Origin of the sequence: Deinococcus fonticola (assembly GCF_004634215.1) — a bacterium.
Classification (GTDB): Bacteria; Deinococcota; Deinococci; order Deinococcales; family Deinococcaceae; genus Deinococcus; species Deinococcus fonticola.
The window spans coordinates 1-8,264 of record NZ_SMMH01000067.1 but is presented as its reverse complement, the minus strand read 5'-3'; the positions used below and the strand labels follow the sequence as shown (position 1 = coordinate 8,264).

Sequence of the window (8,264 nt, the reverse complement as noted above, 5' to 3'; positions counted from 1 at the left end):
CCACGTCTGCTGGACACAGGGGATGCTGGTCGAAGAAGCGTTCAAGGCGTCGGATGACAGAGTCTGTTTTGGCATCGCCTGGGAAGCGCTCTGCGAGCGCTGCGTGACGCACATCCTTGGCCTTGATTAGGGCAAAAACGACGAGCGAGAGAAGCTCGACCTGGCTCTTCCGGTACTCAGGAAAGTGGCAGGCGAAATTCAGACTGAGAGCAACGAGTTCAGCGTTTGACGCGCTCTATAGGGCACCAGATAGGGTGTCCATTGCAAGTGGGAAGCTGAAAACCGAGTTTTCAGCTTCCCGCACAGCGCTTCTCGAAACTGTCGGGTACTGAGGTCCTCAGGTACTCTCAGGACATGGTTGACCCACAAACCATCAGCTTCGCTGATCCGCTCACGGGAATTGAATTCAGTCATGAAAATTATGGCGGCTGGACGGGCAAATTTACCGACCCAAACAGAGAGGAAATCTCTGTCTACCTGCCCGGAACGCTACAGGACACCACGCCTGATCAAGCACATTTGAACTTGATCCGTAGCGTCATGGTTCAGTTGCCTTCCCTACGCGCTCACGCGATCCCTTTTGCCCGCAGGGACGTCATAAATGACCTGGATAAATGGGGCCTGCTGGATGATAACAACATGCCTTTCTGGGAAACCTGCGATGACATGTCGCCCTGGGGAACCATGACTGAGGCCGATTATGACGCCGAATTTCAATTGATGGGACTCATCATCCCAGAAACCCCCACGACACCTGACGAGTTCGCCCTGGGATTCTGGTCAGAAGTGGATGGGGAACACGGTGTAGGCGTGCGCTTCCAGAACAACCAGCCCACTGAAATGCTGTCCTGGTGTGACTTCTTCTGAAGAACTCCGTCAGTCGGCTTCGGGAGAGAGGATGACTGGGCCAACAAATCCCTTGACACGTCACAGCATACTTTCTGCCCTAAGCCACCCGCGCTACAGACTGAATCCCGTTATCCGGTATACTTTTTTCTTGGCATTAGCCCGCGCCCCGGCTTATGGGGAGAAACGCGGAAGGGAGGCACGCCATGCAGGAACTACTGGATCAACTGGCGTCTCTCCGGGAGTATCTTTGACATTCCCGGCAAGACGCGCCGCCTGAACGAACTGGATCGTGAACTGAGTGACCCTGACCTTTGGAACAACAGTGGCCGGGCGCGGCAGGTGACGCAGGAGGCCGGAACGGTCAGGCGCATCGTCGAGGAGTACAACGACTTGAGCAGCAACGCCGCCAGCCTCACTGAAATGCTGGAGATGGCCGACGAGGAAGAACGCGAGATGCTGGCCGAGGAGCAGGACAACCTGGCCCGGCGCGTGGACGACCTGTACCGCGAGACCCTCTTCACCATGAAGCACGCCGACACGCCCGCCATCGTGCGCGTAAAGTCCGGCGCGGGCGGCACCGAGAGCATGGACTGGGCCGGGATGCTGGCCCGCATGTACATGCGCTGGGCCGAGCGGCGCGGCTACAAGGTCGAGATGCTCGATCAGGTGGACGGCGACCAGGCTGGGGTGCAGAGTTCCGAATTCATCATCCGGGGCGAAAAGGCCTTCGGGATGATGGCCCCGGAGCACGGCGTTCACCGGCTGGTGCGCGTTTCGCCTTTCGACAGCAACAACCGCCGCCACACCAGCTTCGCTTCGGTGGACGTGGTGCCAGAAGTGCCCGAGGAAGAAATCGACATTCACATTCCCGATTCCGACTTGCGGCGCGACGTGTTCCGCTCACAGGGCGCGGGTGGGCAGGGCGTGAACACCACCGACTCGGCAGTGCGCCTGACACACCTTCCCACCGGGATCGCGGTGGCCTGCCAGATTACGCGCAGTCAGATCAAGAACGCGGAACTGGCCCTGCAAATCCTGAAACAGCGCCTGTACGACATCGAAGTGAAGAAACGCGAGGCCGAGGAAGCCAAGGCGCGCGGTGAACAGAAGAAGATCGAGTGGGGCAGCCAGATTCGCAGTTACGTGCTGGACAAGCAGTACATCAAGGATCACCGCAGCGGCCTCATGAAACACAACCCCGACGACGTGCTCGACGGCGACCTGGACGACCTGATGTGGGCCGGTCTGGAGTGGATGGCCGGCAAGCGTGTGGCTGACGAAGCCGGGGACGACGAGTAAAAGCACAAGATGACGTGCTTTTTGAGCAACTGAATGACCGAACGAAGGGAGTGAAGTCGACAGGGTAGTTGGATATGGGGGCACACCTGACGTCATCTGATTCTCTGCCCTAAAAAAACGTCCGAATGCTGTGCAGAAGTGCCCTGCGACATTCGGACGTTTCTCTTTGCGTGGCCCATTGCTGAATCTGTCACTACTGCCAGCAGCCTGGACTAGCGGCTGATCTCCTCGACCAGTTGTAGGAACTGCATTTGCCCTTCCGTGGACAGTTTTCCAAGAACGTCCTGACTGATCTGTTCGGTCGTGATGGCCGCATGTTCCACAAGCGCCAACCCCGCCGGCGTCAGGGCGGCATAACTCACGCGGGCATCTCGTTCGTTGGCCTCCCGGACAATCAACCCCAGTTTTTCAAGCGGCAGCAGCGCGCGTGTGACGCCTGAGGCCGTCAGGCCCACCTCCAGCGCCAGATCGCCGCGTGGCAGGCGCCCGGCCGGCGCCAGCGCCAAAGCCCGCAACAGGATGAAATCACTGAAACTCAGGCCATGAAGGGCCCCCAGCCGGTGATCCAGCCGGCGCGTCAACTCCAGATGAAAACGGTGGAAACGCAGCAGGGTGGCCAGTGAGGTCGGCGTCATGCGCTGGTATGGCAGACGTGGCTGACCGTCGCCAGTTCCGCTTCATCCGGAGCCTCGTAGAACGTTTCCATGAAATCGAACATTTCCGGGGTCACCTGAAAAGAAAAAGTCTCGCCGCGCTGGGCGTTTCTCTCGGTCACGCGGCGCCTGCGCAGGTCGAGCGGCGCATCCACGAAGTAAGTCCGGCTCGGGTACGGTTGGGCCAGTTCAAGATACCGGGTGCGTTCCGCCCGGCGCTGCAACCCGAGGTCAAGTACCACGTCTGCGCCACTGTGCAGCGCCTGCTGAGCCACAAGCCAGATTTGCCCATGACAGCGTTCCAGGCGCTCCTTGAGCCAGGCGAATTCGATGGGGTGCGGCAGGTCGGGGCCGTAGAGGCGCTGCATCCATTCGTCTATGGAAAACGTCATGGCGCTGCGCTGCTCCGCGAGCCCTCGGGCGTAGGTCGTCTTTCCTGCACCTTGCGGGCCGAAAAGAATGTGCAATGTGCCAGATTCGGTCATGCCGTAATTTACTTGAGTAATCAAATATTTGTCAAGTTTACGACTTGTGTTTTATACGCGCAATTCCAGGTTTCCTCTGGCCTGGGCCGGTTGCAGCCGACACAGGAGGTTAGAGGAGCTTTCCTCGCCTTCCTCACCACGTTTCCAGCAAGACCGCCATGCCGCCTTGCTCGACTGTGGCCAAGGCGTCTGCCACCGCTTCCCCGGTGCGCGGGTGTTTCCGGAGCGGGTCAAGGTCAGCCAGGGGGGCCAGCACAAACGCCCGTTCCCAGGCGCGGGGGTGCGGCAAGAGCGGCCCGGTGTCCGAAACCAGGTCATCGAACAGAATCAAATCCAGGTCAAGCACGCGGGCTTCCCACCGTTCATGCCGTTCGCGCCCAGCGCGCGCCTCGATGGCGTGTAGAGCGTTCAGCAAATCTGTCGGCGAGAACGTGGTCTCCAGCTTCAGCGCGGCGTTCAGATAATCCGGTTGACCGGGCGGCCCGCCCACGGGCGCGGTGCGGTACAGGCGCGAGACGCCCACCAGCTCGCCCAGACGGCCCACTTCCTGTGTGGCCCAGCGCAGCATCGGGAGTGGCTCGCCCAGGTTTGCACCCAGCGCAATGAAAGCGGTGTGCTTCAAGCCTGCTCCAGCGTCAATTCCGCAAACACGTCCCTGAACACGCCGGGAATGGGCGCGAAGGGCTTATGCACACGTACCGTCACCCGCTTCAGTTTGGGTTGCTCGCGCAGCACCCGGCGGGCAATGCGGTCTGTCAGCACCTCAATCAGTTGCACGCGGTTCTCCGTGACTTCCTGACGAATCACCTCATACACCGCCGCGTAATTCACCGCCGCCGCCAGGTCATCCGGCAAGCCCGCGAAATCGTAAGCAAGCTCCGCATCCACGATGAAACGGCTACCCAGAACAGCTTCCGTCTCGAAGACGCCATGCCGGGCGTGAAATTCCAGTCCTTCAAGCACAACGCGACTCATGGGGCAAGGATAGGGCCTGTGGAGCGAGTGGGCAGTGCGGGAGTTGGTTTCCCCAACGGCTCGACCTGTCGTCAGCTTTCGGCCATCAGCGCCGCCTGTACCCTCAGCGCCTGCACGTGTTCCCCGGCAGCGTGGGCACGCACGAGGGCCGCGCCTTGACGGGCAGCGTGCAGGTGAATGGCGAGGCTGCCAGGGTCGCGGTCGGCGGCGTCAGGGACATCGGCGAGATAGTCGATCAGGCGTTTGCGGCTGGCGGCGATCAGCACAGGGGCGTCTCCCTGCGCCAGGGCACGAACAGCGCGCAGCAGGGCCAGGTTGTGTTCTCTGGTTTTTCCGAAGCCGATACCGGGATCCAGCAGGACAGAAGGCACGCCGTCTGCCCTGGCCCGCGCGGCCTGCCCGCGCAGATAGCTGTGAACCTCGGCGACCACGTCGGTATACACGGGGTTTTGCTGCATGGTGCGGGGTTCGCCCTGCATATGCATGATGCACGCGGCCGCACCTGCGTCGGCGCATACGCGCACCATTTCGGGGTTTCGCAGGCCCGTCACGTCGTTGATGAGGTGCGCTCCGGCTTTCAGGGCTTCGGCGGCCACCTCGGGTTTCATGGTGTCCACGCTGAGCAGAATTCTGGCGTCCTTCAGGGCGTGAATGACGGGCCGAACGCGGTCGAGCTCCGTGCTGGCGTCCACAGGTTCCGCGCCGGGGCGGGTGCTCTCGCCGCCGATGTCGAGCATGAATACCCCGACCCTCTCCATGTTCTTCGCAGCCTCAAGGGCGTGGTGCAGGGCATAGTGTTTGCCGCCGTCGCTGAAACTGTCGGGGGTGGCGTTCAGGATGCCCATGACCCGGCAACCTGTCCACGCCACTTCCCAGCCCAGGGGGGTTTTCAGCGCCCCCGGCACGGGAAAATGGAAGGTGAGGCGGTGCGTTCTCACTTGTCCGGGTCATCCTTCGGCATTTCGCCCTGAATCTCGCCTTTCTGAAGGGCAAAACTGACGTTGATCACGCGGTACTTGTTGGGGTAGGCCACGACATGCGCGGGCATCTTGCGGCCCGATGGGAACGGCACGTAACTGTCCGTCTCCATCTGAAACCCGGTGTCCAGCGCCAGCGCGACGGGGTGGTCGTCAGGAATGGGCGTTCCCGGCCGCAGCGTGTACTTGACGCTGGGGGCAGCCCCACTGACGCGCACGGACAGCACCGGGCGTGGAATGCCCTCGTCGTCCTCCTGCTTGGCGACGGCGCACACGGCGTACAGCACCGGCCCCTGGGTGTACTCCGCGAGGGTATACAGGGCGGTGGAGGCGCTCACGTCCGCCCGTTTCGACAGTTCCGCCAGAGCCCGACCCGTCTCGCCGAAGCGGGCGATCATGTCACGCACCAGTTCCTCCGGCATCAGGATGGCCGCCGCGCCCACGTTGCACAGCGTCTCGATGACCTGTTCCAACCGTTCGCCCTCGAACACGTCATGAATGTCGCTGAGCAGGTCGTCGTCGCCCAGCAGCAGCGCGTGGCTGATCTCGTGCGCCAGTGTGAAGCGTTGCCGTTCCGGGCGGACTTTACTGTTGATCAGGATGACCTTGTGTTCCGGGTCGTAAGCACCGTCGCGGTCACCCATCGGCATAAATTCCAGGCCGATGCCTTCCAGGCCCAGCATCAGGCTGTGCGCGTCCAGGCCCGGCACGTTGCGGGCATACCCGGCGGCCAGGGCCTTCATGCGGGCTTTCGCTGCGGCCAGGGCCTGTGTCGAGTCGCTCACAAGGTGCAGAGTAACGGAAAAACGGCAGCCGGGCCGCCGGATAAAGTCCGGAAGCTGTGCATGTCGCTCACGGTCAGCGCGTCCGAACGCACGGCGCGCCGTGCCATAGTGGGAGATCATCTCGGGAGGTCATATGCAGCGAACGCTCACTGGTCTGGTCGTCAGCCTCGCCCTTAGCCTTGCTCCTGCGCACGCCGCCAGCCTGGTGTACGGCGCAGGTGGTGAACCCGTCTCCCTGGAATCGGGGAACATCATCGACTCGAATTCCAGTACCGTGTAGAACCAGATTTACGACACGCTGGGCGAGTTCAAGCCCGGCACCACTACCCTGGATCCCGGCCTGGCGACCCGCTGGGCGGCCAGCGCCGACATGAAGAACTGGACGTTCACCCTGCGCCGCAACGTGAAATTCCACGACGGGACGCCCTTCAACGCCGACGCCGTGATCTTCAACGTGGAGAGATGGTGGAACCCCGCCAGCCCGGCCCGTTACAACCACACCTGGGAAAGCTGGGGGCAGATTCTGGGCGAATCGAAAGGCAAAGGCAGTGTCCTGGCCGGCATCAAGAAGAACAACGATTACAGCTTGACGTTTAACCTCACGCGGCCCGTTTCGGACTTTCCGGCCCGCATCAGTACCAGTTTCTTTGGGATCGCCAGCCCCGCCGCCGTGAAGAAAGCCGGGGAGAAGTACGGCAGTCCGGCCGGCGGTGCGGTCGGCACCGGGCCGTACGTCCTCGACAGCTGGAAAACGGGTGATCGCATCGTCCTGAAGGCCAATCCCAGCTACTGGCGCGGCAAACCCAGGAATGACGGTGTACTGTTCCGGTTCCTGAAAGACCCCAGCGCCCGCCTGAACGAGTTGCGGGCCGGCACCCTCGACCTGTCCTGCGACCTGAACCCCGCTGACCTGAAGGCCGTGCAGGGCGACCCGAAACTGACGGCCATCCTGCGGCCCAGTTTCAACGTCGGCATGCTGAACATTTACACCGGCACCCGCAAGGAACTTCAGGACGTGCGCGTGCGCCGGGCCATCATGTACGCCATCAACCGCCCCGCCATCGTGGACGCCTTCTGGGGGCCGCTGGGCGCCACCGACAACAGCATCGTGCCGCCAGCTCTGGGCTGGGCCAACAGCAAGAACGTACCCAACACCGCCGCACCGAATGTGGCCCAGGCGAAAAAACTGCTGGCCGAGGCCGGGTATGCCAATGGTCTGACGCTCGATCTGTGGTACATGCCAGTGTCGCGCCCTTATTTTCCCACGCCCAAACCCATCGCGGAGGCCATTGCCGCCGACCTGGCGGCGGTGGGCATCAAGACCCACCTGAAAACTGAGGACTGGGCCAAATACCTGGAAGACAGCCGCCAGAATCCCGGTTTCGACCTGTACATGCTGGGCTGGAGTGGCAGTTACGGTTCCCCCAGCACCTTCTACGACCCGCACTTCGGCCCCGGCGGCGAACCCGACACCGCTTACGAGAACAAGGCCCTGCAAAAACTGCTGGACAACGCCACTGCGGCCAAAAATCAGTCGGAAGCCGCCAAAATTTACGCCAAAGCTCAGGAACTCGCCTACGAGTCCGCCGTGCGCATCATGATGGTACACAGCCGCCCACTGTGCGCCAGCCGCAAGAATGTCACCGGCTGGACACCCAACCCCACCAACAGTGACCAGTTCGACACGGTGGTCATCAAGTAAACCTCCCGCTTCAGCACCACCTCAATGATCGGCTTCCAGCAGGATCTGTACCAGTTCTACGTACTCCTGCTGGGCTTGCTCTTGCGTTTTGCCCTGCTGGCCTGCCCACGCGTCGTACTTGGCACTACCTACGAAATCGAACCCGCCGGGACGTTTACCAGAGACATCCCCTTCACTGCCCTGCTTGTAAAGCGCATAAAGCTTGAGAAGGATAGCATTGTCCGGTTTCTTGCTGAGCTGCTTGACAGCCTGTTGAGCCTGGACAAAAGCCATTTCGAGAGAAGGCGTGGTCATGGACGCACTCTAACCAATATGATGTACCGGGTACAAGTTCGCATCAAGGGAATAGAAAAGGCCGTCACACGGTTGCGTGACGGCCTTTAGAGACAGAGTGAAGAAGAGCAGCGATGGAGCGGAGCGATGAAAGGAGGTGATCCAACCGCACCTTCCGGTACAGTTACCTTGTTACGACTTCACCCCAGTCATGCGCCACAGCCTAGACACCTGCCTTGCGGCTCCCGGTGGTTTTAGCTGCAACG

11 protein-coding genes and 1 rRNA gene are annotated in these 8,264 nt (G+C 61.4%); 4 read left to right on the top strand and 8 right to left on the bottom strand.

The features are described 5' to 3' along the window. The first annotated feature begins 354 nt into the window (after positions 1-354). Positions 355-867, top strand: a complete 513-nt coding sequence (locus E5Z01_RS18800) for a hypothetical protein (RefSeq protein ID WP_119763904.1) — start codon at positions 355-357, stop codon at positions 865-867. Positions 868-1,052: 185 nt separating this feature from the next. Further along, a protein-coding gene (gene prfB, locus E5Z01_RS18795; protein WP_135230769.1) for a peptide chain release factor 2 occupies positions 1,053-2,148 on the top strand; the annotation gives its coding sequence in 2 pieces (ribosomal slippage) (positions 1,053-1,097 and positions 1,099-2,148; 1,095 coding nt in all). Between the two features lie 212 nt (positions 2,149-2,360). Here the strand turns inward: prfB and E5Z01_RS18790 are convergent. The 6 genes from E5Z01_RS18790 to E5Z01_RS18765 all read right to left on the bottom strand — a co-directional run bounded on the left by E5Z01_RS18790 (position 2,361) and on the right by E5Z01_RS18765 (position 5,981). Beyond that, positions 2,361-2,783, bottom strand: a complete 423-nt coding sequence (locus E5Z01_RS18790; RefSeq protein WP_135230768.1) for a MarR family winged helix-turn-helix transcriptional regulator — start codon at positions 2,781-2,783, stop codon at positions 2,361-2,363. Further along, positions 2,780-3,286, bottom strand: a complete 507-nt coding sequence (locus E5Z01_RS18785) for a P-loop nucleotide/nucleoside kinase family protein (RefSeq protein ID WP_135230767.1) — start codon at positions 3,284-3,286, stop codon at positions 2,780-2,782. Before E5Z01_RS18785 ends, E5Z01_RS18790 begins: the two co-directional genes overlap by 4 nt. A 133-nt stretch (positions 3,287-3,419) precedes the next feature. Beyond that, positions 3,420-3,908 carry a 2-amino-4-hydroxy-6-hydroxymethyldihydropteridine diphosphokinase gene (gene folK / locus E5Z01_RS18780; RefSeq protein WP_135230766.1) on the bottom strand — a complete coding sequence of 163 codons (489 nt, stop codon included), beginning with the start codon at positions 3,906-3,908 and terminating at the stop codon, positions 3,420-3,422. Beyond that, positions 3,905-4,261, bottom strand: a complete 357-nt coding sequence (gene folB / locus E5Z01_RS18775; RefSeq protein WP_119763914.1) for a dihydroneopterin aldolase — start codon at positions 4,259-4,261, stop codon at positions 3,905-3,907. The genes folK and folB overlap by 4 nt, the downstream gene beginning before the upstream one ends. 71 nt (positions 4,262-4,332) lie before the next feature. Continuing rightward, positions 4,333-5,199: a dihydropteroate synthase gene (gene folP, locus E5Z01_RS18770; RefSeq protein WP_240738585.1), complete on the bottom strand. Its 867-nt coding sequence runs from the start codon at positions 5,197-5,199 to the stop codon at positions 4,333-4,335. Beyond that, positions 5,196-5,981, bottom strand: a complete 786-nt coding sequence (locus tag E5Z01_RS18765; protein WP_135230771.1) for an ImmA/IrrE family metallo-endopeptidase — start codon at positions 5,979-5,981, stop codon at positions 5,196-5,198. Before E5Z01_RS18765 ends, folP begins: the two co-directional genes overlap by 4 nt. 175 nt (positions 5,982-6,156) lie before the next feature. Here E5Z01_RS18765 and E5Z01_RS20320 point away from each other — a divergent pair, with 175 nt between their 5' ends. After that, on the top strand, positions 6,157-6,303 hold the full coding sequence (locus tag E5Z01_RS20320) for a hypothetical protein (protein ID WP_338069173.1): 147 nt from the start codon (positions 6,157-6,159) through the stop codon (positions 6,301-6,303). A 6-nt stretch (positions 6,304-6,309) separates the two neighbouring features. Next, on the top strand, positions 6,310-7,725 hold the full coding sequence (locus E5Z01_RS18760; protein ID WP_338069174.1) for an ABC transporter substrate-binding protein: 1,416 nt from the start codon (positions 6,310-6,312) through the stop codon (positions 7,723-7,725). A gap of 21 nt (positions 7,726-7,746) precedes the next feature. Here the strand turns inward: E5Z01_RS18760 and E5Z01_RS18755 are convergent, their stop codons facing one another. Both E5Z01_RS18755 and E5Z01_RS18750 read right to left on the bottom strand, forming a co-directional pair. After that, entirely contained in the window at positions 7,747-7,998 is a 252-nt protein-coding gene (locus E5Z01_RS18755) for an acyl-CoA-binding protein (protein WP_135230770.1), read from the bottom strand. Positions 7,999-8,148: 150 nt separating this feature from the next. Next, positions 8,149-8,264: ribosomal RNA gene (locus E5Z01_RS18750) — 16S ribosomal RNA — on the bottom strand; the annotation flags it as partial.